This is a genomic window from Kosakonia oryzendophytica (assembly GCF_027886705.1).
Lineage (GTDB): Bacteria > Pseudomonadota > Gammaproteobacteria > Enterobacterales > Enterobacteriaceae > Kosakonia > Kosakonia oryzendophytica.
Genome location: NZ_CP115659.1, coordinates 4,439,895 through 4,465,516, shown reverse-complemented (window position 1 = coordinate 4,465,516; position 25,622 = coordinate 4,439,895). Strand labels below are relative to the sequence as shown.

The following is a 25,622-nucleotide window of genomic DNA, read 5'->3' as shown; positions in this document are numbered from 1 at the left end:
CTGTTGTAGTGACAGCCCTGTAAACGTTGCGGGTTTATCTCCTTATCAGGCTTGACTACTACAGTGGCAAACGGCAATATCGAAAAGAGAATGATATTTATTTTTATTTGTAAGGGTAGCGCGCGTCATGCCACAGTCAGTGGAAAATCTAACCGCAGAGCAAGGGATCGTACTGGACGCGTTATCCGCGGGCTATCACCAACAGGTTATCGTCGACAATATCAGCCTGGCCCTCCCAGCCGGGAAGATGACCGTGCTGGTGGGGGCGAACGGTTCGGGCAAATCCACGCTGCTTGGCACGATTGCCCGCATGCTGAAACCGCTTGGCGGCAGCGTGCTGCTTGATGGCAAAGCCATTCATCAACAGCCAACCAAAGCCGTCTCCCGGCAGTTAGGTATTCTGCCGCAGTCGCCAATTGTGCCGGAAGGATTGACCGTGTTTGAGCTGGTGTCGCGCGGACGTTTTCCATGGCAGAGCTTTATGCGCCAGTGGTCGGAAGACGATGAGCTGGCAGTGCAGGAAGCGCTCAATCTTACCGGGACCGCCGGGTTTGCCCATCAACCCGTCGACAGCCTCTCCGGCGGGCAACGTCAGCGCTGCTGGATCGCGATGGCGCTGGCGCAGCAAACGCCGGTGATCCTGCTGGATGAACCCACCACCTTTCTCGATCTGCGCTACCAGGTAGAGATCCTCGAACTGCTGCATTCACTGACGCGCCATCATCACCGGACAGTCGTGGTGGTATTGCATGATCTTAATTTTGCAGTGAACTACGCCGACACGTTGGTGTTCCTCAAACAGGGGCGCTTACAGGGCGTGCTCCACGAAGGGGATCCCTGCACGCCAGAGCTGATCAAAAACGTCTTTGACGTTGACGTGCAGATGTCGGTGAACCCGCTAACTGGAAAACCCTTCTTTATGCCCTTCCGTAAACCTTATGGAGACGGCGCGTGAGCGCTGTGCCGCTTGTCGCCCGCCGCCGTGCCGGGCGTACGGGGATGACGTTTGTCGTGTTACTGCTGCTGTTGCTGGCGGCGGGTATTGCGCATTTGGGGCTGGGGGCGCGTTATATAGCGCCGCCTGCGGTTATCCGGGCGCTGGTGGATTTTGATGCCCGTAATTTCGATCATTGCGTGATCGTCAGTCTGCGCTTGTTGCGTCTGGTGGCAGCACTGTTTACCGGCGCGGCGCTGGGTGTCGCCGGGGCGCTGTTGCAGTCAGTGATCCGCAACCCATTGGGCGAACCGCATATCCTTGGCCTCAATGCTGGCGCGGCGCTGGCCGTGGTGGCGACCACTGCGCTGGGCGTCAGTCTTGGGGATTCCCCTTTCAGCCGCCCGCTGATTGCCGCAGGCGGTGCCGCGGCGCTCTTCTCGCTGGTGATGGCTCTCTCTGCGGCGGGGCGTGCGGGGTTTACGCCGATGAAAGTGACGCTCTGCGGCGTGGCGCTGTCAACGTTTGCCTCCTCCATAACTGCGGCGATCCTGATCTTTGATGAACAGACGTTGTTGAGCATGCGCACCTGGCTGGCGGGGGATCTCGCCGGGTTGAACTGGGCGTTGATTCAGCCTGCAGCTTTTGCTGCGCTGGCCGGGTTTGTGTTGGCTCTCTGGCTGTCGCCATCGCTGAATATGCTGGCGCTGGGCGATAGCATGGCGCGTGGCCTGGGGGTGTCGCTGGTGCGCACCCGCGTGCTGTCGCTGCTGGCTATTGCGCTGCTGTGCGGTGCGGCGGTGTCGGTAGCCGGTCCCATCGGTTTTATCGGTCTGGTGGTGCCTCATATGGTGCGTCGGTTTGCCGGGGACGATTTGCGCGCCGTGGTGCCGCTGTCGGCGCTGGGGGGCGCGTTACTGTTATTACTGGCGGATATCGCTGCCCGGATGTTGCTGTCACCGCAGGAACTGGCGACTGGCGTGATGACCGCGTTGGTCGGTGCGCCGCTGTTTATTGTGCTGGCGGCGAGGTTTTTTAAATGAAGGGAAGGCTTCACCACACCGGGTTGTATGGTGTGCGTATCGGCGGTTTTTCCCGTTTGTTACGCCCACACGCGCTGCGTTGGCTTGCCGGGCTTGGTGTTCTGGCGCTGGTGCTGCTGCTCTGTGGTGTCACGCAAGGTTCGTTGCCCGTGCCGGCATCGGCAATAGGTCGCGCGCTGTTTTACTCTGCAACGCTTAGCGCAGAGCAGCAGTATGTGGTGTGGGATATTCGTTTGCCTCGGGTGCTGATGGCGCTGTTGTGCGGCGCGATGCTCGGTATGGCAGGGGCAGCGATGCAGTCGATAACCCGCAACGGACTGGCGGATCCGGGGCTGATTGGCGTGAAAGAGGGGGCCAGCGTGGTGGTATTAACGCTGGTGCTTGCGTTCCCAGCGGTGGGGTTGGTGTGGCGTCCGCTGGCGGGTATGGCGGGCGGTCTGCTGGCGGCAGGACTGGTTATGGGACTGGCGAGGGATGTCTTGCGCCCGCGTTTTGTCTTGCTGGGGATTGGCGTCTCCTGGACCTTTGCTGCCGGTATCGGCGTGTTTATGACCACCGCCGATGTGCGCGATGTGCAAACCGCGATGATGTGGCTGGCGGGAAGTCTGCATGCCGCCACCTGGCCGCTGCTGGTGGTCGCGTTGTGCTGGGCGCTACCTGCAATAGTGATCCTGCTGTTAACGGCGCGCGCCGCTGATGTGGCGTTGCTGGGAAAGCAGGCGGCAACCGGTCTTGGCGTCCGCCTGACGCGACTTGAATTGCTACGCATTACTGCCCCGGTGTTGCTGACCGCTGCCACGGTTTCTTGCGTCGGCAGTATGGGATTTGTCGGCCTGATTGCCCCGCATATGGCGCGTTTTCTGCTACGCGGCGGCCAGCGCGCGTTGCTGTGGGGCAGCGCGATGCTGGGCGGGTTGCTGGTGTTGCTGGCGGATTTGCTCGGTCGGCTGGCCTTTGCGCCATTGCAAATTCCCGCCGGGATTGTGATTTCACTGGTCGGCGGACCATTTTTCCTGTTGCTGCTGTGGCAGCGGCGGGATCGTTTATAGATCCTGAGGAGCCGTATGCGCGTACTTTTTTCACTTTTGCTGCTGGTAGGGTTAAGCGTCAGCGCCGCACAACCCTCGCAGGCTTTTACCGACGATCTGGGCCGTGTGGTAACCGTGCCACTGCACCCAACGCGGATTGTTTCTTTGCACGATCTCGACATCACCATCCCGCTGATCGAACTGGGTGTCCCGCCGGTGGCCAGTCACGGGCGTACGCGGCCGGACGGAACGCATACGCTGCGCTCCAGTGCCATGTTGACCGGCGTCGACTTTGATAACGCTGACATAAAATTTATCGGCTCGACGGATATTGATATTGAAGCGGTTGCTGCGGCGAAGCCGGATTTGATCATTACCGAACCCAGCCGTAATACGCCGGTCGAGCAACTGGAGAAAATTGCCCCGACGGTGAGCATCGATCATCTTGAAGGCGGCGCGCCGCAGATTTACCGCAAACTGGCACAACTGACCGGCACGCAGGCCAGGCTGGCGATCCTTGAGCGTCGTTACCAGGCGCAGATCGCGGCGCTGAAACAAACCATCGATACCCGTAATATTACCGTGTCGGTTATCCAGGCGAATAACGGCAAAATCAATGCCATGCACAGTTACCACTCTCTGGGACGCGTATTGCGCGATGCCGGTTTCCGTTTCCCGCCGCTGATCGATAGCATCCCTGATGGCGGTCGCATTGACGTCAGTGCGGAGCGCCTGCCGGAGCTGGACGCGGATTTTGTGTTTGCCACCTGGCGCGGAGATACCGGCGGTAAACCGCAAGATGAGATTGCGGCGATGGATGCCGTGATGCCGGGCTGGTGCGATTTTCTTCATGCCTGCCGTAGTGGCCGCTATGTGCTGATCTCGCGTGAAGAGGCGATCTCCAACTCCTTTGCCTCGCTAAGCCTGATGGTGGCGCAGGTGCAGTCGCAGATTGCCGGGCGGCCACTGCCAGTGACGAAATAAGGGCAACCAGCATGCTGAACACCAAAAAAGCAAAAGGCCGCGTGGATGTCTACGGTGAGCGCTTTCGGGCGCGGGCGCATACGCTGTCGCCGCGCTTGCAGGCCGTCGCGCGTTATATCAATGAAAACCGGGAAGGGGTGCTGGAGCATACCGCCATTGAAATCGCGGCGGCGACGCAGACCTCCGATGCGACGGTGGTACGCGCGATTCAGGCGCTGGGTTTTGCCGGGCTGCGGGATTTAAAGCAGACGCTGGAGCACTGGTTTGGCCCGGCTATCTCATCCGCCGAGAAGATGACCACCACGGTAAATGCGCTCTCCTGTGATGTGAATTCCGGGATCGATTTTGTGCTGGAAGGGCATCAACACACCTGTGACATCCTCTCCGCGCCGGATAACCGCTACGCCATTGCTCAGGCTGTCGCCTTACTGGTTGAGGCGCGTCAGGTGGCGATTTTCGGTATCGGCGCATCGGGCATTCTGGCGGAATATAGCGCCCGGTTGTTCAGCCGTATCGGGCTGCCTGCCACGCCGCTTAACCGGACGGGGATCGCCTTGTCGGAGCAGCTCATCAACCTGCAACGCGGTGATGTGATGATCATGATGGCGCAGAAATCGGCGCATCGCGAAGGGTTAACCACCCTGAAAGAGACGCGGCGGCTGGGCATTCCGGTTATTTTACTGACCAATGCTGTGGATTCGCGCTTTAGCCAGGAGGCGGATGTGGTGATCCACGTGCCGCGTGGCGGCGAGAAGGGCAAAATTCCGCTGCACGGCACGGTATTGCTGTGCCTGGAGATGCTCATCCTGTCGGTGGCGTCCGCCACCTCACAACGGGCCATTAAAACGGTGAAACGCATTAATGAGTTTCACCGTGGGTTAAAACCGGGTGGAAAGAAGGGCTAGGTGCAGGAAATAAACATCAGCGGCGACAGGCCAAAACGTGTAGCTAATTTCTTGATGTGATTGATGTTGAGCTGTCGCTCGCCGTTCAACACTCTTGAGACCATGGATTTGCCACCAATTTATCATTGTCTCTGGCTACGCTGCCGCCCGCCAATATGGATCACCATTGCAGCGCTGTAAGCCAGCACAATGGCGATACTCATTTTCCACATTGCTTCACCACCGAGCCCGGAAAGCGGTGTGGCGATGCCGCCAAAAACAAACATCAACATCCCCAGCAGCGCCGAGGCGGTACCTGAATGGCGAGCATCGACGCTGTTCATCGCCGCCGAACCGGCAATGGTCGAAATACCGCTATTGACCGCAACGGTGAAAAACAGCCCCACCAGCGCCAGCACCGCCATATTGAGCCAGGCAAAAACGGCAGTCATCAACGCCAGCAGCACCGCCAGCGCCAGACCGTTTTTTAACAGCGTCACGCCGCTGATATGCCGCGCCAAACGGGCGAAAATCAACGCGGAAAGAATCATCCCCACGCCGTTAACGCCAAACACCAGGCTGAACTGGATTGGCGTCAGACCGTATTCGTTTTGCAGGACAAACGACGAGGAACCGATATACGAGAACAACCCGGCCAGCATAAACGCCTGTATAAAGCAGAAGGTGGAAAACTGCCTGTTTTTCAGCACGATGAGCGACGTTATCAGCAAACTTTCACTGTGGCTTCTCTCCTGCAAGGTCTCCGTTAGCAGCAGTGTGGCGCAGAGCACCAGTACCACGCCGATGATCGCCATGGTCCAGAACAGCGCGCGCCAGTGCAGCAACGACGTGATATACCCGCCGAGTATGGGAGAGACAATAGGGGCGATGCCGGTAATGGTCATCAGCAGGGCGAAAAACTGCGTCAGCTGCGTGCCTTGATACTTATCACGTGCAATGGCGCGGGAGAGGACGGAGCCGCCCGCGCCCGCAATCCCCTGAACAAAGCGCCAGAAAATCAATCCGTGTATAGCCTGTGTGCTGGCGCACAGTACCGACGACACGATAAACAGCAGCAGCGACAGCAACAGCGGGCGCTTGCGCCCCATCCTGTCACTTAGCGGGCCGAAAAAGAGCTGCCCAAGGCCCAGTCCAATCAATGACGCCGTCAGTGAGAGTTGGGTTAAGGTGTTGGTGGTGTCCATTTGCCGGGTAATATCCGGCAGGGCGGGCAGATAGAGGTCGGTGCAAATGGGCCCGATGGCCGTCAGCATGCCGAGTACGATGGCATACGCAGGGGATATCCGTGACATAACAAACTCCGAAAAGAGTGCGCCGGAAAAACCCGGCGCAAAACCATTAACGCACGCCGCCGCCCAGTGATTGCCAGAGGGTCACACGGTTTTCCAGATCGGTTTGCTGCAATGAAATCAGTGACGCCTGCGCCGTCCACAATGCGCGCTGTGCGGTCAGCACGGACAGGTAATCGCCGGTGCCGGCAGTGTACTGACGCCGGGCGATATCCAGCGATTTCTGCTCTGCCGCTGTGTACTGGCGCTGTGCATCAAGCTGTTCATTCAGCGTTTCACGACGGGCCAGCGCATCGGCAACATCTTTAAACGCGCTCTGAATGGTTTTCTCGTAAGTGGCGATCAACCCTTTCTTCTCCGCTTCCGCATAGCGCAGCTCTGCCGTATTTTTGCCGCCGGTAAACAGCGGCAGGGAGATGGACGGCGCAAATGACCATACTTTCATACCGTGGCTAAACAGGGAGGAGAGCGAGTCACTGCCCACGCCAGCGCTGGCGGTCAGTGAGATGGTCGGGAAGAAGTTTGCCCGAGCAGCGCCAATATTGGCATTGGCGCTCAGCAGATTGTGTTCCGCTTCCTGAATATCCGGGCGGCGTAGCAGAACGGAAGACGAGACGCCCGCGGGTGTCAGGGTGATGCTGTTATCCGCCAGGCTTTCCAGCGTTCCCGGCAGCAGTGAGTCTGCCACGGTGTCACCTGCCAGCAGATTGAGGGCGTTTTTATCCTGCGCCACTTGCGTCTGATAACTGGCGACGCTGGCGCGCGCCTGTTGGAATACCGCCATGGCATCGGCAATATCGCTCGCCGCTGCTACGCCAACCTGCTGTTTTCGTTTGACGATATTCAGCGAGTTTTGCGCACTTTCCATTGTCTGTTTGGCCAGCGCAAGATTACTGTTATCCGCCGCCAGGGTTATCCAGGCGGTGGTGATTTCCGCCACCAGACTGAGACGGGTGTTCTGCGCGGTATATTCACTGGCAAGCCAGGTTTCACGCTCAGCACGGGTCAGACTCTGGTTACGGCCGAACAGGTCCAGCTCAAAACTGGACACCGCGCCATCCGCTTCGGCGCTATTGGTCAGGCCGCTGGCAACAGTCCGGCTGCGGGTATTGCTCTGCTCGGCATTGACCGTCGGGAACAATGCTGAGCGGTCTTCCGCATACAGGGCGCGGGCTGCATCAATATCCGCAATCGCTTTTTGCACATCGCGGTTTTTGGTCAGCGAGTCGCTGACCACCTGTTTCAGGCGCTTATCGTTAACAATTTGCTGCCAGTCGGTGGCCACGGCTTGCGCCTGGCCGCTGCTCCCCGGTAGCGTCGCGGGGATCGGTGCCTGTGGGCGCTCATAGGTCGGGTCTAACGAGACGCAACCGGCGCTCAACAGGGCCAGAAAAAGAACACTGATACGCAACATAATTACTCCTGACGTGCGCGTTTACCGGCGAACAATTTTTTCACCAGTACAAAGAACAGAGGAACAAAGAAGATGGCCAGCAGCGTTGCCGTTAACGTCCCGCCGATAATGCCGGTGCCGATGGCGACGCGACTGTTTGCTCCGGCACCCGTCGCCACTGCCAGCGGCATCACCCCGGCGATAAACGCCAGCGAGGTCATCATGATCGGGCGCAGACGTGTACGTGCGGCGCGCAGTGCAGCGCGTGACAAGGAACTGCCTTGCTGCACCGCCGCTTCGGCGAACTCCACAATCAGGATGGCGTTTTTTGACGACAGGCCGATGGTGGTCAACAGTGCCACCTGGAAGTACACGTCGTTACTCAGTCCGCGCATCCACGCGGCAAGCGCAGCACCCAGCACACCCAGCGGGATCACCAGGATCACCGAAATCGGCACTGACCAGCTTTCATACAGTGCCGCCAGGCAGAGGAAGACCACCATAATCGAGATGGCGTACAGGCTCATGGCCTGGCCACTGGCGAGTTTTTCCTGCAATGAAAGACCGCTCCATGCCCAGGTTGTCCCCGCGGGCAAGCTGTCGGCCAGGTTTTCCATTTTGGTCATCGCCACGCCGGAGCTGAAGCCGGTAGCGTTTTCGCCCTGGATCTCATAGGCCGCTGAACCGTTGTAACGCACCAGCCTTTCCGGGCCGAACTCCCAGTGCGTGGTGGCGAAAGCAGAGAACGGCGTCATGTCATTGTTGCTGCCGCGAACATACCATTTATTGAGATCGGACGGTGCGGAGCGCGAGTCGCTGTCGCCCTGGATATAGACCTTTTTCACACGGCCACGGTCAGTAAAGTCATTCACGTAGGTGCCGCCCCAGGCGCTGGAGAGCGTATCGCTGACATCGCTCAGCGACAGGCCCAATGCCACGGCTTTATTGCTGTCGATATCCACCTGCAACTGCGGCATTTGCGGCAGGTCATTAGCGCGCACGGCGTGCAGTTCCACGCTCTGGTTCGCGCTGCCCAGCAACTGGTTACGGTACTTCAGCAACTGGTCACGATCGGTACCGCCGCTGGCCAGCAGTTCAAAGGTGAAACCGTTACTTTGACCCAGACCATCCACAGATGGCGGCGTCATGGCGAAGATGCTGGCATCGCGGATGCTGCTCAATTCGCGGCTGGCGCGTAACGCAATGGCCTGTGCGGTGTTTTCCGATCCCGCGCGCTGGGACCAGTTTTTCAACGAGACGAAGGCCATCCCGGCGTTCTGCCCGCTACCGCTGAAGCTAAAGCCGGTAACGGTAAAGATCGCTTCGGTGTTGGCTTTCTCTTTATTCAGGAACCAGTCGGTGACCTGGCTGGCGACCTCTTCAGTGCGGTTTGCCGTCGCGCCCGCTGGCAGAGTGAACTGCACCATGATTTCGCCCTGATCTTCCGTAGGCAGGAAGCTGCCGGGCAGTCGCCACATGACAAACGCCATTGCTGCGCAGAGTACCGCGTAAGTGCCAATGACCGTCACCGCGCGGCGCAAAACGTGCATAACACCGTGCTGGTATTGGTGTTCGGTATGGTTGTAGAAGCGGTTGAAGCCGCCAAAGAAACCTTTTTTATGCGGTACGCTGTGTTGCATCACTGCGCCGCACAGCGCGGGTGTCAGCGTCAGCGCCACCACCACTGACAGCGTCATCGCCGAGATGATGGTGACGGAGAACTGACGGTAAATCACCCCGGTCGAGCCGCCAAAGAAAGCCATCGGCAAGAATACAGCGGAGAGCACCAGCGCAATCGCAATCAGCGCGCCGGAGATTTCACCCATCGATTTGATGGTTGCTTCGCGGGCTGGCAGGCCTTCGTCGCGCATAATGCGCTCGACGTTTTCCACCACCACGATGGCGTCATCCACCAGGAGCCCTATCGCCAGCACCATGGCGAAAAGCGTCAGGGTGTTAATGGAGTAACCAAACAGCGCCAGCACGCCAAACGTACCCAGCAGCACCACCGGCACCGCCAGCGCCGGAATCAGCGTAGCGCGGATATTTTGCAGAAACAGGTACATCACGCAGACCACCAGCACGATGGCTTCGATCAGCGTTTTAACCACGTCTTCGACGGAGATTTTGATGAATTCCGTGCTGTCTTTCGGGTACGCCACGTCATAACCCTGCGGCATGCTATGGCGATACTCGGCGATTTTGTCCTTGACCCGCGTGGCGGTATCCAGCGCGTTAGCGCCCGGCGCCAGCATCACCGCCAGACCGGCCGCAGGGTGGCCGTTCAGTTTGGCAATGGCATTGTAGTCTTCACTGCCCATTTCGACGCGGGCGACATCTTTCACGCGCACTACCGCACCGCTGCTTTCACTCTTGATGATGATGTTCTGGAACTGCGCCACCGTTTGCAGGCGTGACTGGGCGCGTACGGTGGCGGTTAACTGCTGACTGCTGGACGATGGCAGTGCACCAATTTTACCGGCGGAGACCTGTACGTTCTGCGCTTCAATGGCGGACTGTACATCCGACGGCATCAGCGAGTAGGAGGCCAGTTTGTTCGGATCCATCCAGATGCGCATCGCGTATTCCGCGCCGAACACTTGCAGGCTACCGACGCCGTTCACGCGGGCCAGCGGATCCTGCATGTTACTGACCAGCCAGTCGGCAATGTCGGAACTGGTAGCACGATCGGTTTTATCGTACAACCCCATGATCAACAGGAAGTTGCTCTGGGATTTCACGACCGTCACTCCGGACTGGGTCACTTCGGTCGGCAAACGGGATTCCGCCTGCTGCACTTTGTTTTGCACCTGAACCTGGGCGGTATCCGGGTCGGTTCCCTGCTCAAAGGTAACGGTGATATCCACTTCGCCATCCGAACTGCTGGTGGAGGAGAAGTAGAGCAGGTTATCCAGCCCGGTGAGTTGCTGCTCGATCACCTGCGTGACGCTGTTTTCCAGCGTCTGCGCCGACGCACCGGTATAGGTGGCGCTGATTTTGATTGCTGGCGGCGCAACATCCGGATACTGCGCTACGGGCAGCGTGCGGATCGCCAGAATACCGGCCATCATGATCAGAATGGCGATCACCCAGGCAAAAACCGGGCGACGCACAAAGAAGCTGGAGAACATCAGGCTTTTCCTCCGTTCGCTTCCTGGACCTCAACGGCTTTTACCGTTGAGCCGGCGGCAACTTTATCGGTGCCTTCCACGATCAGCTTGTCACCGCTTTGCAGGCCGCTCACCACCAGCCATTTATTGCCGTAGGTGTCGCGGGTTTCGAGGGTGCGTTGTTCCACTTTGTTCTGTGCGTTGACCACCAGTGCGGTGGCGTTGCCTTTGGCGTCGCGAGTGACCCCTTGCTGTGGCGCGAGGATCGCGTTGTTCATCACCCCTTCTTCCACGCGAGCGCGAACAAACATCCCCGGCAGCAGTTGATGATGCGGGTTCGGGAACACAGCGCGCAGGGTGACGGAACCGGTCGCTTCATCAACGGCGACTTCGGTCAGCGCTAAACGCCCTTTTTCACTGTAGGTGCTGCCATCTTCCAGCGTTAACGTGACGCTCAGGGTATTGCTGTCGCTGGCGAGCGCTTGTCGGCGCAAACGCAGAAGATCAACGCTTGAGCGGGTGAGATCGACGTACATGCTGTCCAGCCCGCGCACGGTTGCCAGCGCCGTGGTTTGTTCCGCCGTTACCAGCGCGCCAGGCGTCACGGAAGAGATACCAATACGTCCGGCAATCGGTGAGGTGACGGTAGTCCAGTTCAGATTGATGCGTGCGGTTTCCAGTGCGGCTTTTTTCGAGGCCACGCTGGCGCGATCCTGTGCGCAGGTGGATTGCGCATCGTCGGCATCCTGGCGTGAAACACCATCCTCTTTCACCAATTGCGCGTAACGAGTCGCTTTCTGGCAGTCAGACGTTACCAGCGCTTGCGCTTGCTTCAGCGCAGCGTCGGCCTCATCAAACGCCGCGCGGTAGCTGGAAGGATCGATCTGGTAAAGCGCCTGCCCGGCCTTTACCGTATCGCCTTCCGTAAACAGGCGTTTCTGGATGATGCCGCCAACCTGCGGGCGGACTTCAGCGGACAACGAGGCAGATGTGCGGCCAGTCAACTGGCTGGCGATCGCGAGCGGCTGGCTTTTTAACGTCACTACGCCGACTTCCTGGACCGGTTGTTGTGCAGGCGGGGTGGCATTATCGCAACCAACTAGGGCGAGGGCGGCCACTAACGTTGTTTTTATTAACTTCATTTCTCTTTTTCCTGGCATGAGCGAAGCCTGCCCGTTTTTTTAAACAGGATAAGGCGCAGGCGGATGTGCTATATATTGGATATAGCAATATGTAGGGTAAGGTTTATATTCCCTTATTTTTTGAATTATTTATTTGTCTGCAAAAAGCATCGTGGAGATTTCCTGATACAACAATTGTAATTGCGTTGGGTCGCATTTTTGCGGTGTTAAACAGCGCAATGTGGTGCCTTCCATCAGTGCCGCCAGTAATTCCACGCAACAACGGATACGCTCTGTGCTCAGGTGCGGGTGTCGGCTTTGCATATAATTGCAGGCGTTTTCAAACATCCGTGCGTCGGCTTCGATCATCATGGCCTGAACCTGTGGATTGCGGGTCGCTTCTGCGGCCATCTCCAGCATCAGCGCATCATCATCCGGGCTCAAAGAGTGGCGCCAGGCCAGCGCTTCTGGCAGGTGGCTGGTCTCGGTCTTGTTTTCCATCTCCGCAATGCGGTAGTCGATGATGCGGCGGATCATCTCTTCAATGATCTCGTCCTTACTTGCGAAGTAACGGTAGATCTGCCCTACGCTAAGTTGCGCTTCGAGCGCGATTTGCGACATGCTGGCGGCATGAAAACCGCTGGTGCGAAAACGCCTGCGGGCAGCGGCAATGATCTCATCTTTGCGCTGCTGATGGCGCTGTTCCTGCGATGTTTTCGGCTGCATGTCGGATCCTCGTGAATTCGGTTTGAGAATGATCGTTCTCATCAGTAAATAGAGTAAACGAATTTATGTTTTACGAGTAAGTATTTTCTGCGCAAATAATGGCAATTTACAAAAATTGACGTTATGAAGAAATAATGAAGAAGTATGGAAAATTGCGCAGGAAAATAATAGCGAAATGCTGTGGAGTTAATTTGAAGGCATTGTGAGTTGTTGCAAATTAATTAAACCGGCGCAAGGTTATTACGCCAGTTTAATTAGGGATGTCACGCTTTGCTATGTTGATGAATAGCCAGACCTTGCTCGCCCGGCAGAATGTCTTCCCGCAGAGTTAACGCCGGGATGTCGTAATCGCCGCCGTTTTGCTGGCGAAATGGCAGCGGTGGTGTTTGCCACAGCGTATCCAGGCGTTCAGCCAGTTCGGCACAGTGTGCGGCATAGCGCGCTTCATCAATGCGGCTGCTGTGGTAAATCACCAGCGGTGGCAGCACCGTGAAGCCGGGGTAAAACAAGATGCCATGCTGGATCGGAAACAGGATATCGTTGATCGGACCATTGATGCCGCGCGGGCTGTAATGCGACGCCCAGCCGCCGGTGGTCACCAGCAACATTGCGCGCTTACCCGCAAGGCGACCTTCGCCGTAGCGATCCCCCCAATGGCTGTCGCTGTGTTCACCCACACCGTAGGCAAAACCACAGGCATAAACGCGATCCACCCACCCTTTCATAATGGCGGGCATGGAGAACCACCACAGCGGGAACTGAAAAATCACCGCATCGGCGCGTTGTAATTTCGCCTGCTCAGCGGCGATGTCCTCTGACTGTGTACCCTGTTCAAAGGCGTGTTTTGAATCGAGAGACGGGTGAAACACGTCGCCAATCGGGGCACTGCTGCTGTCGTTTTCGTCTAGCTGAGACTTCCATTGCATGGCATACAGGTCAGAGACCTCCACGCTGTGACCCGCACTCTCCAGATGCTGTACGGCAAACTCTTTCAGTGCCCCATTCAGGGAATGGGGCTGCGGATGGGCATAAACAATCAGTACGTTCATAACAACTCCCGGCAATAAGATTGAAGCTGCAGGGTAGGTGAGGCGGCGATATAGTAGAAATTAATTGCTGTTATCACAGGTATAGTTATGGTTAATCTTCATCGGCTGGATCTCAACCTGTTGCTGACGCTGGATGTGCTGCTCAGCGAGCATAATGTCACGCGTGCGGCACAGCGTTTGAATCTCTCTCAGCCCTCTGTCAGCGTACAGCTTGCGCGACTAAGGGAGATTTTTGACGATCCGTTGCTGCTACCTGGACCGCGCGGCATGCAACCCACGGCCAGAGCCGATGGTCTGCGTGAGCCGCTACGCCAGGCGCTGGATGCATTGCAACGCGCTGTTTCTCCGGTCAGTGAGTTCGACCCCGCTCAGGCGCAGGTGACCTGGCGCGTGGCGGCCACGGATTACACTGAAACGGCAGTGCTGCTGCCGTTGCTTGCCAGGCTGCGCGCCGCTGCACCGGCCAGCCGTCTGGCTATCTTTGAACTCAGTCCCGGACAGATCCAGCGCCAGGCGGAGCAGGGGGATATTGATCTCTTTTTCCATCTGCGCGATGGTTCGCCACCCGCTTTACACCAGCGATGGCTGTTTACCGAACGCTATGTCCTGGCGGGGCGCGTAAACCATCCGGCGCTACAGCGTCGGCCCACGCTTGAGCAGTTTTGCTCGCTCGAACATGTGATTGTGTCACCGGAGGGCGGCGGGTTTCGCGCGGCAACCGATCTGGCGCTGGCGCAGCGCGGACTGACGCGCAATGTGGTGCTGTCAGTGCCGCATTTCCTGTTTATGCTGGACGCACTGGCGCGAACCGATCTGGTGGCGGTGCTGCCGGAACGGCTGGTGGCGACGTCCGACGCATTAAGCGTGGTTGAACCGCCAGTTGAGCTGGCGGGCTTCGACATGCTGATGCTGTGGCATGAACGGCTGCACCGCGATCCGGGGCACAGATGGCTGCGCCAGCAGATCCTGACCTCGCTGGCTACCGGTTGAGCGTATTAAAATCCTATGATTCGCATGTGAGAATAATTCTCAATATTATTGAAGCGCTTCGGTGCCAATGGTAAGGTGTAAGCCATTTCGTCCCGCCCGGGACAAGGAAGGCGACAGGATCGCGACGGCTGCCGGCTATGCAAAAAACACACTTTTCGGTTGAAGACTTTATCGGGTTTGGCGAACGCTATGGCATCGATTATCGCTTCCCGGCGTTGTCCGGCGACAGTGCCTTTACTAAAGCGCAGCGGATGGTGATCCGCGGGGACGTGGAAGAGATGACACTCTCTTCTGGCCTCAATCTGACCCGTTCCGATATTCGCGTTCTTCAACCTTATGAAACCACATCGCTGCACAGTTGCCCGCTTTATATGCTGGTGGTGCTGGAAGGCTGTGTGATGCTGCGTCTTAACGGGCAGGAATTTGTGGTGCGCGCTGGCATGGCGTTTACCTCGCGCCTCAGCGAGCATCAGGTGATGAATGCCAGTCATCTGGCGGATTACCATTTGCGTACGCTGTCGCTGGGTGTCGATCCCGCCCGTTGCTTGCAGTCACCGTTGCTGATGGCGTTGTTGCAACAATGGGAAGCGGGCGGCGCGCCGACCTTCTTATGGCAGGTTCCGGCGTTTTTACTTTCGGGGCTGCACGCTGCGCAGCAGAGCGCCGGGCCTGGCCTGTCGCGTCAGTTGATGATGGAAGGGCTGATGTTGCAACTGCTGGGACAGGCGTTGTCTTGCCGCATGCAGGGCAGTGAAAAGCGTAGCGTCGCAACGTACAGTGAGCAGCACCGGCTGGAAAACGTGCGCCGCCTGCTCGAGCAAGAGCCGGAAAAAGCCTACACCCTTGATGCGCTGGCGCAGCTTGCGGCCATGAGCTCCAGCAGTTTGCGGGTGAAATTCCGCCAGGCTTATGGTCAGTCAGTGTTCGACTATCTGCGTGACTGTCGCCTTGAGCTGGCGCGCAGCTATCTGGCACAGGGATATAGTGTGCAGCAGGCCGCGTGGATGTCGGGTTATCAGCATGCCACCAACTTTTCAACCGCCTTTCGCCGTCGTTACGGCGTTGCACCCAGCGAAGTGCGCGTTTCCTGAACCCCTTCAGCTGATCGTGTAGATCCTCTTTTCTCTCCTGCAATAGGTTTCGTCACTGCGCATATGCGACTCGTCATTGCGCATAGCGAGGATGGAATCCAAAAAGGTAATAATTCTTATTTACAATAATAACGGCTTCTGGAGATTTTCATGTTCGCAAAAACGCGACTGGCGTTGATGATTGGCTGTATCACAGGTGGAATGAGCGGGTTGGCGGCGGCGGAAACCACAGCCACCCAGGATACTGTGGTGGTGACTTCGCAAATGCAGAGTGGCGCAACCAAGCTGGAAACGCCGGATATCGAAACGCCGCAGGCGGTTTCCATCGTGACGCGCCAGCAGTATGAAGAGCAGGGTGCTATTAACGTTCGCCAGGCAGTCAGCTACACGCCGGGCGTTTACAGCAACCAGATCGGCGCATCGAACCGTTTTGACTATATTGTGCTGCGTGGCTTCTCCGATGGCAGTCTGGATAATATCTATCTCGACGGTCTGAAGATGATGGGCGATAGCAATTCGCACAGTTCTCTGGTCATTGATCCCTGGTTCCTCGATAGCGTTGAAGTGGTGCGTGGCCCGGCATCGGTGCTTTATGGGCGCTCTTCGCCAGGCGGCATTGTGGCGCTGAACTCCCGTAAACCGTCGTTTGACCCCGGCGGTGAAGTTAAACTGTTTGCCGGTAACAATAACCAGCGCGGTGCCGCGTTTGATGTGACCGGCCCGGTGGATGACAGCGACCGCGTGGCGGTACGTTTAACCGGCATGACGCGCTATGCGGACTCCCAGTTTGATCACCTGAAAGAGCAGCGTTACGCCATCGCGCCCAGCCTGACATGGCGTATTACCGACAACACGCGTCTTGAACTGATGGCCTATCTGCATCGCGACCCCGAGGGCGGTAGCCACTCTGGCCTGCCTTATGAAGGCACAGTGGTTTCCCATGCCGGGCAGAAAATTTCCAATACCTTCTTCGAAGGGGAAGACAAATACGATAAGTATGATCGCCGGGAAAATATGGTTGGTTACAACGTCGAACATGCGTTCGACAGTGGCTGGTCCGTTCGCCAGAAACTGCGTTACCTCCGTACCAATGTCGATTTGAACCAGGTGTATGCCGCAGGCTGGCTAAACGACAGCGAACTGAATCGCGGCTATTCCGGCTCTGATGAATCGCTTTCGGCCATCACCCTGGATAACCAGATCGATGGCAGCATCGACACTGGCATGATCAACCACCGCGTGCTTTTGGGCGTTGATTATCAGCGTCGCAATAATGATGTTACGGCCTCTTACGGCAGTTTCCCGGCGATCGATGCCTTCAGCCCGGTCTATGGTGCCGATCCGTTGTCGATCACGGTCTACAGCCGCGAAAAGCATAAGCTGGAGCAAACCGGGATCTACGTGCAGGATCAAATGTCGCTGGACAGATGGCGGCTGACGCTGGGTGGTCGTCACGATCAGGTGAAGATCACGAACGTCAATAAGATCAATGACAGCAGCGATACGCTGGATCAAAACCACGTCAGTAGCCGTGCCGCGCTGATGTATCTGTTCGATAGCGGTTTTGCGCCGTACGTCAGCTACTCCACTGCGTTTACGCCAACCAGCTTTACTGATGAGTACGGCAAGATCCTCAAGCCGATGAAAGGGAAGCAGTGGGAGGCGGGGCTGAAGTTCCAGCCGGAAGGATCGCAGACGATGTACAGCGCATCGGTGTATCGGATTAATCAGGAAAATATTGCCACCAAAGTGGAGCCAACCGATCCGTATCGCTCGATTGGTGAAATCGAGTCTGAAGGTCTTGAACTGGAAGCGGTGGGGCAGTTGACGGATAACCTGAGATTGCAGGCGTCTTATACCTACAATGATATTCGCTACACCAGGAGCAGCGCGGAAGAGCAGGGCAAACGCGCCGTTTACGCGCCGCGCAATCAGGCCAGCGCCTGGCTGAGCTACGATGTGAAAACCGGCCCGTTAAAAGGTCTGACGGTGGGTTCCGGCGCGCGTTATGTGAATGGCATGACGTCCGATCGCCAGAATACGCACACGCTGCCTTCCTATACGCTGGTAGACATGGCAGTGGGTTACGATCTGGCGCAGGTGGGTCTGAAAGGATTGAGCGCGCAGGTCACAGTCAATAACCTGACGGACAAACGCTATATTGCCGCCTGTAATTCCCTCTCTTACTGCTATTTTGGCGCCGAGCGCAACATTGTGGGCAGTCTTTCCTACGCGTTTTGATACTTCTGCAGCCCGGTTTGCTACCGGGCTTTTCACAATCCGTTATTTTCTGCAGCCATGCTGCTTTCGGTAATATCGATTTTGAACGCCGATTTGTGATTTAAAAAAATAAAATAAGAATATAAGCGACACAAATTAAGGTCGACTTAACTAGTTTAATTTATTAATTTGCTTAACGATTTCTTAGTAAAAATCATCTATAATTCCCACACTGCGAATCGCTAACCTTGAAGAATATTTGCCATGGTTAATCGCCTTTTATTTGGTGGCCTTTTAATTTTATTAAACCTGTATGCCTGCAGCGCATGGGCGGTGAACTGCAGGCGTGCGGCAACACCACTGGAAAATACGATTTGCAATAATGACAATCTGCGCTGGCTCGACCAAACGCTGGATACTATCTATCGTTCAAGGTTGGATCATGACGATACCCGTTCAATACGCCAGCAATATGCTGCGTGGGAAGCCTCCCTGCAAACTTGCACAACGGATAACTGCATCCGCCGCGCTTATTACAAAGGCATCAATATGGTGTCAGACGTGAAAACGGATTTTACGTGGCAAGGGCAGTGGTGGAATATGCTCGCGCCCCATATGAGCGGCAGTGTGCTTCAGTTTAGCCGCAGCAGTGAATGGAGTATCGACACGGACATCCGCGTATGGGCCGGGGTTAACCGGCAAGAATTTACTGCTGAGGCACGTAAAGTCTACGGTATGGTACTGGTTGAAAATATTCACGATGTCAGCGACTGCTTAATCTTGATCATTCCCAAGCAGGATGGCGCTTTGCAGGTACACAGCAATGCAGAGTGGGGATGTCGGCTCATTATGCCCAACGGTGCGTTTATTGATGGGGTGTATCAGCCCGCAGAGAAGGATCCGCGTCCATCAGCGACGCTCTACTCGTTGGGGGTTCTCCCCACGGACGCGCTGGACCAGAAATTCCGTGCGCTGGTCGGGGAGGATTATCAGCAGTTTGTGGATACAGCCAATGTGTTTATCTACGAAAACGACCGGGACAATATGGGGGCGACGGTCGTCTCGATGTGGCTGCGCGGTGCGGCCAACCGACAAACCGCCATGATTATCTACACGCCACAGGGTGATATCTGGGCTGCACGCTTGTTTCCCCCTGCGCGACCGGGTGGAAAATTGCAACTGCATTACTTCACCACGCGGGAGGATAAAACTCAGGTGCCGCGTACACTGGATATCTGGAAAGAACGTTATCAGGATGAGTAAAACGCAGGGCGGCGCACCGCCCTGGCGATCAGTTCAAGTCCACTGCTTTGTGACCAAAGAACCAAGTGACGACAAAACCGCACACATACGAAACCGCCACGCCGGCTGCGTAGACCGCCATACCGGCGTAAATCCCCTGAGCTGACGTCATTAGCGGTAGGGCGACCAGACCGGACGGGCCAAACACAGTATTGAGGCCCACCGGCAACCCCAGCCATGCCACCAGGCCAATAAAGAAACCGCCGCATGCGCCACCAATACAGGCAGTAATGAACGGCTTAACACGCGGTAGCGTGACGGCGTAAATCAACGGTTCGCCAACGCCCAGAATGCCGGGAATGATCGCACCACGGATCTGGTTGCGGATAACAGAATGCGGCGGTGAACGGAAATAGAGCGCAAGCGCTGCGCCGACCTGACCACCCCCCGCCATAGCCAGGATCGGAAACAATGCGTTAAAGCCTTGCGCATCCATGAGCGCAAAATAGACCGGAATAAAGCCCTGATGTACGCCAAAAACCACGGCAATCAGGAACAGACCAGCCAGCACCGCACAGCCAAACGGGTTACCGTTCAGGTGCAGAAACAACCACGACATGCCCTTAAACAACTCACCGCCAATCGGCATTATCACTGTAAAGGCCAGCGCCCCGGTAATCAGCAGCGTCAGTAATGAGGTGAGGATCATGTCGAGGTTATCCGGCACGATTTTGCGTATTTGCCGTTCAATCCACGCGCCGAGGATGGCGGCGATCAAGACGCCAATAATATTGCCGCGCGGATCGATACTCATACCGAAGAAGTTATCGATACCGGAGAAATACCCACTGGTGGCCTGCGGGTTATAACCGAGTACAAACAGTGCAGCGATGATCGCGCCGTTAACGCCGCTGCCACCAAAGGCTTTCTGCGCGTTATAACCAATCAGGATCGGCAAAAATGTGAACAAGCCTTTGCCGAATATTTTCATATACCCCACCAGATGGCTGAGGGTTGCGCTCTTTTGCGCCGCGCCGCTCAGCAGACTTTGCTCGAGTAATGTGGCCACACCGAGCAGCATCCCGGCGGCGATAAAACCGGGGATCAGGGGGGTGAAAATCGTGGCGAATTTCGACAGGAACTGATGTACCGCGCTGGTCTGTTTTGCTTTCATCTGCTGTTTGGTGTCGCGCGCAACGCTTTGCAGTGTTGCGGCTTCGGCGGGGGCGTGTTCATGTCCAAGCAGCGTATTCAGGGTGTCTGCGGCGGTTTGTGCTTTCCCCGGACCGACAATAATTTGTAATTGATCATCACTGTTCACTACACCCAACACACCTGGCAGGGCTTTAAGGCTTTCATAGTCAACCTGCTCTTCATTGTTTAATGTCAGACGCAACCGTGTCATACAGTTGCCGCAGGTTTTAATGTTGTCTCTACCGCCGACCAACTCCACGATGTTCGCTATAAGCTGTCCCGTGATTTTCACCATCACTTTATCCCCGCATTAACCAGTGCCTGGCGGATAAAACCGCCGTTATCCTGGAGCAATTGTGTTGCTTGCGTAGCGCTGAGCTGGCCCAGAACCATGACGATCGCTGTTTTACAGTGGCCCTCACACGCTTTCAGCGCCAGAGAGGCCGTGTCTGCATCGCAGCCCGTTGCTTCCATCACAATATTGATCTGGCGTTGCACCAGCTTCAGGTTGGTGGCTTCCACATCGACCATCAGATTGCCGTAGACTTTACCGCTGCGGATCATGGCGCCGGTGGTGAGCATATTGAGCACCATTTTTTGTGCGGTGCCGGCTTTCATGCGCGAAGAGCCTGTGACTACCTCAGGGCCGACAATGGGTACAATGGCGATGTCGGCGATGCGGGCCATTTCGCTACCGTCATTGCAGGTCAGGGCGACCGTGGTTGCCGCAAGGCTTTTCGCATACTGCATGGCGGCGATCACATACGGTGTGCGGCCACTGGCGGCAATGCCAACCAGTACGTCATGTGCGTTGAAATTAAGCGCTTTCAGGTCATCGACGCCGAGTGTCAGACTGTCTTCAGCGTTTTCTACCGCCTGCAAAATGGCGCGATGCCCCCCGGCAATTAACCCTACCACTTGCTCACGCGGGGTGCCGTAGGTGGGGGGACATTCGCTGGCATCAAGGATCCCCAGCCGACCGGAAGTGCCTGCGCCACAGTAGATTAAGCGCCCGCCTTTGCGAAATGCCCCGACTATGGCATCGACCGCCCGGGTGATTGCCGGGATCACCTTTTCCACCGCCAGTGCCACTTTTTGGTCTTCAGCGTTGATTACCTTCAGCATCTCTTCGGTGGAGAGCATGTCAATATGGGCGCTCGCAGCGTTGCGACCTTCGGTGGTCAGTTTGGATAGATCAATGTTCATCAACGTCTCACTTAACTTTTCAGTGTGTACTTTGCCTGCCGCACTAATGGTGGCGCTGTATAAGGAATAATATATTATTAATAAGGATAAAAATAAGAATAATTTATTCAATCAGGCGGGTCAGCGCACTAAGTGTGATGGCGGTCAAATCATGTCTACGTAAAGGGCCGACAGAGTCGCACGGGAGGCCTGTGGCAGTGCGCGTTTTTCATTCTGAGCTGTCAGCAATGCACAGATAAGAAATTTATTAAATGATTATGTGTAATGGATGATTTTTTAAGTATCCATATGTTTTATATGGATTAATATTTTAATATTTAAGATTATTAAGACATTTTTTTCTCGAGCGGTATAATTCGTCGTGCTGAGATATAAGTCTTTTTTGCCCTATTCTGACTGACGGATAAAACGTCTGGCATGATAGGGCCTTTTTTTATATTTAACAGTTTCCTTGGTAAGTGCTAATGACGCATTTTATTGATTATGGCGGAAGTAAAGGGAATATATTTATTACTCACTCGGTTGCCAGCGAAAATGTTTTTTCATTAGCCCGCCGTCTTGCCAAATATCCAGTCCCGGTGTTGATTAGTGGTGAAACCGGAACCGGCAAAGAGTGCGTGGCCCGGTATATTCACGACAATGCTTATGCGCATGATGCACCTTATGTCGGCGTCAATTGTGCCGCCATCCCGGAAAATCTGCTGGAGGCGATGTTATTTGGCTATGAAAAAGGTGCCTTTACCGGGGCTGTGACCAGCCTTCCGGGAAAGTTTGAGCAAGCAAACGGCGGTACGTTGTTACTGGATGAAATCGGCGATATGTCGCCAGCGATGCAGGCAAAACTGCTGCGTGTCTTGCAGGAACAGGAGGTAGAACGACTCGGGAGTCGTCAATGCTTGCCGTTGAATATCCGCCTGATTGCGGCGACGAATAAAGATCTTCAGCGTGAAGTGGACGCAGGGCGTTTTCGCCAGGATCTGTTTTACCGCATTGCGGTGGTGCCGATCCACATTCCCCCGTTGCGGAGTCGCCCACAGGATATTCTGCCGATTGCCCGGTTTCTGCTGAACAAGTATCAGTCCTGTTTCCTGCGAAGGGTAAGTCTGAGTGATGAAGCCTGTCGGGCACTGCTGAATCATGACTGGCCTGGCAATATCCGCGAGCTGGAAAACGTGGTGAAGCGCGGTGTGATCCTTGCAGACGGCGACGAGATCAACGCCGCCGATCTGGGGCTGCCGACGCCCCACTCGCAGGCGAAACCGGGCGAAGCCATGATTTCTGATGTACGCCGGCACGGGCGCAATGCGGAGTATGACTACATCAGTGAAGTACTCAGGCAGCATCAGGGAAACAAAACCAAAACGGCTGCCGTTCTTGGCATTACTCCCCGTGCTCTGCGTTACCGCCTGGCGTCGATGCGTGAAAAAGACTCAGATACCTCGGGAAGGTAATCCGCAACATGAACCCATCGCGGATATATCAACGTGTATTGCCTGGCGCTTTTTTCTTTCTGTTTTTTGCCAGAAATAACAGTGAAACATACGGCACAATTATGGGCGTAAAAAAACCGGGAATCTGCGCTATCTGTTCATTGAACGTACGTTATCTGGCATCCAGCGGGTAGAGGAAAATGAGACCGTTTTGCATACTCACCAATGGGACGTTATCCGCCTCGTATTGCTGTATCCAGAAACCGCTGTGGGTTAGTAAATCCACATTCCCGTTAATCATGCGGCTATTCTGTGATGACATAAAATAGATAGGTGAGTAGCTGAAATAATAGGTTTGACCCTGCTGTCGGGTTCGCACAAAATTCCCTTTCAGGACGAACTGATTGTCATCAGGGCTGGTGATATTGCTCTGTATGGTATTTCCCTTCGTAGTCATGTGCGAGTCGTATAACTCCTTTTGGCGCAGCATCAGGTCATAGAAGCCAAACTGCGTAACTTCATCGACGTTTTGCTGTATGACCGCATTGGCGCGGTGTAATTGCGTACCTGATAGTGCGGCGAGAAGGGCTGTCAATATCAGCGCAACAGACTGTTTACGGCGTTTTGCAGGGAACCATTTCATTGAGCTTTCTCCGGGTTTCGCTGAGAATTAAGTTATTAAGCAGGGTGGCATTGGATCGCGAATGGTAGATCTGCATCGCCAATACTTTCTGCTGACAGATGTTATACAGGCGCAGGGTGTAATTCAGCGTCTGGTTTTCATCGTTATAATAAACGCTCATGTGAATTGATTTTGATTTAAGTTGTTGATTTATAGTGTAGTAAGTATCCCTTAATCGCAGGAAGGTTGTCTGTTGGAGGGGCTGATCGTTCTCGTGCCCGGGGACGGTAAAGATGCGGATATTGCTGTAAATATTTTTCGCTATTTCCCGCACTTCCGGTGCTTCACTGCGGGGAATAAAGGCGTAACCCAGTGCAGCGCTGCCCAGTGCAATAACCAGAAAAACCAGGACAACTTTCCATCGTTGTGCGCGTGACGGAAGCATCTGCGCCTCGCGTCGCACGGCAGGAGAAAGCGCATCAGGCAGCAGGGAATACGTATCCACCGGTTCATGTTCTATCGTATCCAAAGCCTCGTCGAACAGCACCTCTTCATCGTCCTGTGCGGGCAGCACATTGGTGAGATTGATCTCCTCTTCGTCTTTTTCCACCATCCGGCAATATTCCGCTTCCAGAACATATCCATGTTTCGGGATCGTGCGGATGATCCGTTGCTGCTTGCCGTCGTCCTCAAGTGCGGCGCGCAGTGCGTGAATGGCATTGGGCAGACTGTTATTGCCAATCACCCGGCGTTCCCAGACCAGCGTGGTCAGTTCCTCGCGCGTTAAAATTTTCCCGGCATTCTGTTGCAGGACATCAAGCAGTTTGAGCTGATAGGCGCCCAGGCGTTTTCGTTCTCCGGTCACTAAATGAAGAATAGATCCTGACGGGACATCAATCAGCCAGTTATTTATTGCACAATAATGTTTATTCATAAAATTGCATGGTGTTTTAACTGTCAGTCAGGGTTCGTTAGTACGATTGATGGTGGAGACCTGTCGGCATAAATAATGATTAATGCCGAAAGACGAATGGTTTTATTTCTCAATGCACTTAAGTGCTGTGTAACGAAATGCCGACACATGGTAAGCAGTTTAGTTTTTTCTTACTGTACATTTTTGCTCTCATTTCTTCCATAGCATGAATCGCAAAATATTTTTCGATAAACGTAGCGGCATTTTTGTTTCCGCAAAGATTTCCTTTCCGTGAATTTGTCGGAATTAAAACTTCCTCTTTTTTTCTTAATCTTTTGATTTTTAATATTTAAAACTCTGGCATGTGAGTTGCTTATTTCCGGCACTTATTAAAATGAAGGCTGGGCGAGTCAACAGGGAATTGATGAAGTATACAGATGCAAACATTTTAACCCCAACCGACGAAACGCGTTATCTCCGTGATTACTTACCGTTGGTGGGAAAAGTCGTCAGGCAGTTTGCCTGGCAAACCAGTGCCGTGCTGGATAAAGACGATATGCGGCAAATTGCGCTTATGGGGCTGCTCTCTTCTTTACGGCGCTACGGGCACCCGGACGATGGTTTTGCCGGCTATGCTATGCAACGCATACGCGGTGCCGTGCTGGATGAACTGCGCAAATTGGACTGGCGCCCCCGGCGATTGCGGCAACAAACGCACAAACTCAACGATGCGATACGCCTGTTGGCGAGTGAGCCTGGGAAAACACCATGTTTTACAGACGTTAGCTCACACCTTCGAATGACATTCGAATCCTGGCAGGCGTATTTGCAACTCTGTTCCGCTGGCGAACTGGAGAGTCTTGAAAATCTGCAAGAAAAGGATTCGTACCCCTCTTCGCTTGTCAGTCGCCCCCTTGAAGAGGAGATGCTGGTGGGGCGTATGTTACGGAGTGCGCTGGCGCAACTTGCTCCCCGTGAGCAAGCGATCTTCACGCTCTACTATCAGCATGAAATGAAACTGAAAGAGATCGGCCAACTGTTTGGGTTGACGGAGGCCAGACTGTGCCAACTTAATAAAGCTATTTCACGGAAGATCTACGCCGTTTTTACACAGGACACATAACCAAACGGC

General features: G+C 55.3%; 21 protein-coding genes. 11 read left to right on the top strand and 10 right to left on the bottom strand.

Features of this window, described 5'->3' with window-relative positions; all coding sequences use genetic code 11:
* Positions 1–127: 127 nt before the first annotated feature.
* The 5 genes from O9K67_RS21515 to O9K67_RS21495 are packed head-to-tail and all read left to right on the top strand — an operon-like array spanning position 128 to position 4,894.
* Positions 128–955 carry an ABC transporter ATP-binding protein gene (locus O9K67_RS21515; protein WP_061498020.1) on the top strand — a complete coding sequence of 276 codons (828 nt, stop codon included), beginning with the start codon at positions 128–130 and terminating at the stop codon, positions 953–955.
* Entirely contained in the window at positions 952–1,977 is a 1,026-nt protein-coding gene (locus O9K67_RS21510) for a FecCD family ABC transporter permease (RefSeq protein ID WP_061498017.1), read from the top strand. Before O9K67_RS21515 ends, O9K67_RS21510 begins: the two co-directional genes overlap by 4 nt.
* Entirely contained in the window at positions 1,974–3,026 is a 1,053-nt protein-coding gene (locus tag O9K67_RS21505; protein ID WP_061498016.1) for a FecCD family ABC transporter permease, read from the top strand. The genes O9K67_RS21510 and O9K67_RS21505 overlap by 4 nt, the downstream gene beginning before the upstream one ends.
* A gap of 15 nt (positions 3,027–3,041) precedes the next feature.
* Positions 3,042–3,989 carry an iron-siderophore ABC transporter substrate-binding protein gene (locus tag O9K67_RS21500; protein ID WP_061498014.1) on the top strand — a complete coding sequence of 316 codons (948 nt, stop codon included), beginning with the start codon at positions 3,042–3,044 and terminating at the stop codon, positions 3,987–3,989.
* 11 nt (positions 3,990–4,000) lie between these two features.
* Positions 4,001–4,894: a MurR/RpiR family transcriptional regulator gene (locus O9K67_RS21495; RefSeq protein WP_061498011.1), complete on the top strand. Its 894-nt coding sequence runs from the start codon at positions 4,001–4,003 to the stop codon at positions 4,892–4,894.
* A gap of 122 nt (positions 4,895–5,016) precedes the next feature.
* Here O9K67_RS21495 and O9K67_RS21485 read toward each other — a convergent pair whose 3' ends face one another.
* The 6 genes from O9K67_RS21485 to O9K67_RS21460 form a co-directional block, all read right to left on the bottom strand.
* Entirely contained in the window at positions 5,017–6,186 is a 1,170-nt protein-coding gene (locus O9K67_RS21485) for a multidrug effflux MFS transporter (RefSeq protein WP_061498009.1), read from the bottom strand.
* Between the two features lie 46 nt (positions 6,187–6,232).
* Positions 6,233–7,597, bottom strand: coding sequence for an efflux transporter outer membrane subunit (locus O9K67_RS21480; protein WP_061498007.1), 1,365 nt, complete (start codon positions 7,595–7,597; stop codon positions 6,233–6,235).
* A gap of 2 nt (positions 7,598–7,599) precedes the next feature.
* Positions 7,600–10,707: an efflux RND transporter permease subunit gene (locus tag O9K67_RS21475; RefSeq protein WP_061498005.1), complete on the bottom strand. Its 3,108-nt coding sequence runs from the start codon at positions 10,705–10,707 to the stop codon at positions 7,600–7,602.
* Positions 10,707–11,828: an efflux RND transporter periplasmic adaptor subunit gene (locus tag O9K67_RS21470; protein ID WP_061498002.1), complete on the bottom strand. Its 1,122-nt coding sequence runs from the start codon at positions 11,826–11,828 to the stop codon at positions 10,707–10,709. Before O9K67_RS21470 ends, O9K67_RS21475 begins: the two co-directional genes overlap by 1 nt.
* Before the next feature lie 129 nt (positions 11,829–11,957).
* The gene (locus O9K67_RS21465) at positions 11,958–12,533 is read right to left on the bottom strand and encodes a TetR/AcrR family transcriptional regulator (protein WP_061498000.1); all 576 of its coding nucleotides are present in this window, start codon (positions 12,531–12,533) and stop codon (positions 11,958–11,960) included.
* Positions 12,534–12,796: 263 nt separating this feature from the next.
* Positions 12,797–13,582 (bottom strand): NAD(P)H-dependent oxidoreductase, encoded by a 786-nt coding sequence (locus O9K67_RS21460; protein WP_061497998.1) that lies wholly within the window; start codon positions 13,580–13,582, stop codon positions 12,797–12,799.
* Positions 13,583–13,669: 87 nt separating this feature from the next.
* On the opposite strand from O9K67_RS21460, the gene O9K67_RS21455 reads away from it, so the two are divergent.
* The 4 genes from O9K67_RS21455 (at position 13,670) to O9K67_RS21440 (ending at position 19,146) form a co-directional block, all read left to right on the top strand.
* Positions 13,670–14,572, top strand: a complete 903-nt coding sequence (locus O9K67_RS21455) for a LysR family transcriptional regulator (RefSeq protein WP_061497996.1) — start codon at positions 13,670–13,672, stop codon at positions 14,570–14,572.
* 137 nt (positions 14,573–14,709) lie between these two features.
* Positions 14,710–15,663, top strand: a complete 954-nt coding sequence (locus O9K67_RS21450; RefSeq protein ID WP_061497995.1) for a helix-turn-helix transcriptional regulator — start codon at positions 14,710–14,712, stop codon at positions 15,661–15,663.
* Positions 15,664–15,813: 150 nt separating this feature from the next.
* Complete coding sequence (foxA, locus tag O9K67_RS21445; protein WP_061497993.1) at positions 15,814–17,904, top strand: ferrioxamine B receptor FoxA; 2,091 nt, start codon at positions 15,814–15,816, stop codon at positions 17,902–17,904.
* 312 nt (positions 17,905–18,216) lie between these two features.
* Positions 18,217–19,146, top strand: a complete 930-nt coding sequence (locus O9K67_RS21440; protein WP_245191396.1) for a lysozyme inhibitor LprI family protein — start codon at positions 18,217–18,219, stop codon at positions 19,144–19,146.
* 28 nt (positions 19,147–19,174) lie between these two features.
* On the opposite strand, the gene murP is transcribed toward O9K67_RS21440, so the two are convergent.
* Positions 19,175–20,614: a PTS N-acetylmuramic acid transporter subunit IIBC gene (murP, locus tag O9K67_RS21435; protein WP_061497988.1), complete on the bottom strand. Its 1,440-nt coding sequence runs from the start codon at positions 20,612–20,614 to the stop codon at positions 19,175–19,177.
* A complete protein-coding gene (gene murQ, locus O9K67_RS21430) occupies positions 20,614–21,525 on the bottom strand; it encodes an N-acetylmuramic acid 6-phosphate etherase (protein ID WP_061497986.1) in 912 nt (303 codons plus the stop codon). Before murQ ends, murP begins: the two co-directional genes overlap by 1 nt.
* 464 nt (positions 21,526–21,989) lie before the next feature.
* Between murQ and O9K67_RS21425 the strand changes: the two genes are divergently transcribed.
* Positions 21,990–22,976 carry a sigma-54 interaction domain-containing protein gene (locus O9K67_RS21425; RefSeq protein ID WP_061497984.1) on the top strand — a complete coding sequence of 329 codons (987 nt, stop codon included), beginning with the start codon at positions 21,990–21,992 and terminating at the stop codon, positions 22,974–22,976.
* Positions 22,977–23,127: 151 nt separating this feature from the next.
* On the opposite strand, the gene O9K67_RS21420 is transcribed toward O9K67_RS21425, so the two are convergent.
* Entirely contained in the window at positions 23,128–23,598 is a 471-nt protein-coding gene (locus O9K67_RS21420) for a hypothetical protein (RefSeq protein ID WP_061497982.1), read from the bottom strand.
* The gene (locus O9K67_RS21415) at positions 23,570–24,511 is read right to left on the bottom strand and encodes a transcriptional regulator (RefSeq protein ID WP_061497980.1); all 942 of its coding nucleotides are present in this window, start codon (positions 24,509–24,511) and stop codon (positions 23,570–23,572) included. Before O9K67_RS21415 ends, O9K67_RS21420 begins: the two co-directional genes overlap by 29 nt.
* 403 nt (positions 24,512–24,914) lie before the next feature.
* On the opposite strand from O9K67_RS21415, the gene O9K67_RS21410 reads away from it, so the two are divergent.
* The gene (locus O9K67_RS21410; protein WP_061497978.1) at positions 24,915–25,613 is read left to right on the top strand and encodes a sigma-70 family RNA polymerase sigma factor; all 699 of its coding nucleotides are present in this window, start codon (positions 24,915–24,917) and stop codon (positions 25,611–25,613) included.
* Positions 25,614–25,622 lie beyond the last annotated feature (9 nt).